Annotated in this window: 1 protein-coding gene and 1 pseudogene; both read right to left on the bottom strand. The window is 52.4% G+C overall.

From position 1 onward, the window contains the following. Positions 1-1,251: pseudogene (locus tag ACOTX3_RS25900) on the bottom strand (M23 family peptidase); the annotation flags it as partial. A 14-nt stretch (positions 1,252-1,265) separates the two neighbouring features. Then, positions 1,266-2,229 (bottom strand): DUF2345 domain-containing protein (locus ACOTX3_RS25895; protein WP_252020808.1); only part of this gene is annotated, 964 nt, incomplete at its 5' end.

The following is a 2,229-nucleotide window of genomic DNA, read 5'->3' as shown; positions in this document are numbered from 1 at the left end:
CGCTTCTGCATGAGCTTTAAATTTTGCATAATCTGCTTCCGTCATCGGAGCACGCTTATCATCCCCCGTTTTCAGCCATGAAAAACGGGTGTCGATCGTACTTTTTTCCCATTCGAACGGGAAATGACAGATTAACTTTCCACACTGATTATTGTACTCACCTTCCTCCTGCAGCTTCCTGATTATGGCCGAGCTACACTGACTGTTACTGTCAGCATCGTCATCGACCAGCTGCCAGCCCGTCCAGTGAGGAAAATCAGCGTCACTGAACTTTTTGATGTTCGCGTCAGCGAGATTAACCATCCCTTTGCCACCCGGGTAATTCACGGTCATCCATAATGGCGCATCTGCCGGTGCCAGCGTTTCATGCTCCGTATTGATCACCCGGCCAAAACGAAGCAGTTCAAACCCCGCGCTGGGGCTTTCCATATAATTCCGCATCGCGGTTTTATAAAGATTATATTCGTAGTCTTCACCGTCAGCATTCACCAGAGGGTCGCCCAGCAGATCATACTTCCCGTCAGTCTGTGTATTTTTCTGGCGGGTCACCATCGTGCAGCTGCCTTGTGCCAGAGTCATACTGACATACAGCGGCGCACTGCTGGTATACAACTCCGAAAGACCGGTTATGGAAGTACTGTTATCTGCGGGTGCCTTGTCATAAAACTTCGTTCCGGCCGGAAGATAAAAGTGAATATCGCCGTAAACTGCATCGGTTCGGCCATCTTTCGACACATCCAGTTCACGGGTCGTTCTGCCCGCCAGCTTGCTGATATTGTCGTCATCACAAAAAATCTGGAAATGGAATTCATTCTGACCACTGCACATTCCTGAAGAGCCCAGGGGGGCTTTACGGTATATTTTTGCATCCTGTTTGATTTCTGCCTCCAGAAATTTCATATGCATATACAGTGAATAGAATACGACCTTCCCGTCTTCCCCGCTTCCTATCTCCGTTTCATGCTTCAGCAACACATAGCCATCATCTGTCGGTCCGAGATAATTGAGTGGTTCTGCATCTTTAGACGATGATGGCTGGCGGAAAGAAACCACCACGCCATCAGCAATTGCCCGTATTTTTTCAGGAGAATTTCCTTCGTCTGTATGTGTAATGTGAACACCCCCATGCCAGGATTCTGCTCCGTTCAACGGGAACCCCTGGTCTGTATTTACCGGCATCATTGCGCCAGTCCAGTCGGCATCAGTCTGGGATGCAGTTCTGTTTCTCAGAAACGGTGGGCTGATAATCATGTTATGACTCCGTGTCAGGAAAAAAGGAAATAACTGGCTGGCGCTGTTGCTTCCGGACCAGCAGGACCAGCACCCGGGACATCTTCATCTTTGTCTGTTTTTTCTTGCTGGTTGTTACCGGAGCTGGCAGGCTCTGCTACTACCGGAGCAACACTCGGAAAATCTTCTGGTTTATTTGCCTTCTGCTGACGATCATAAAATCCTGCCCGTGTCCGGTAATCCCCGAGCGTCGCCGCCTCAATCGCATTCGCATCCAGCGTGATATAGCTCCCGCCGCCGTTCAGCGTGATCTTCTTCTTCGCAAGGATCTGGATTTCATCTTCCGTGCTGACGATGCTGATTTCTTTTCGTGCCAGTAATGCCATCAGATCATTCTGCGCCTGTACCTGCACCGGCCCCTGGTTCGCGATAAGCCTGATCCCCAGCTTGCGCACAAACACGCTCAGGGCATTGCCCACCCCGATAAACAGATTTTTCACCACGCTGACGTCCGCATTTTTACCGGCGGTGGCAATCAGGTTCTGCCCGGCCGATACCTGCAGGTGTTGGCCGCTGGTCAGCGCCACACCGTCCGGTGCGCTCATCAACAGCACCGATTTTTTAAGATCCGTCAGTTGCTGTTCCAGCAGGGTGATTTGCGCCTGAAGATCGGCCGGGTTCGCGGTCGCCTTCTGCGCATCACCGGAGATGGATGTCATCTGCTCCCGGGCTTCGCCGAGATTGCTGACCGCCGGCTGCATCTCCAGTACCTGGCCCTGTGCTTTCGCCTGGCCGTCAGCACTGATAAAAATCCCTTTCTGCGCCCGGATGGCGCCCCAGCTGTCGGTTCTGAGCTCAAAACCCTCGCCGCGCTGCTGTTTTTCGCTGTCGACCAGGTGGCCGAGATTCAGCTGGCTCTTGCCGCCGTACTCCGTGCTGACCTTGATATGCTCTTTTCCGCGCTCGTCGTCGAGGCGGATTTTGTTGTTCGCCGGGGTG

This window comes from Enterobacter cloacae complex sp. IR5384 (assembly GCF_049237265.1).
In the GTDB taxonomy this organism is placed as follows: domain Bacteria; phylum Pseudomonadota; class Gammaproteobacteria; order Enterobacterales; family Enterobacteriaceae; genus Enterobacter; species Enterobacter cloacae.
This window is presented reverse-complemented; position numbering and strand designations above follow the sequence as displayed.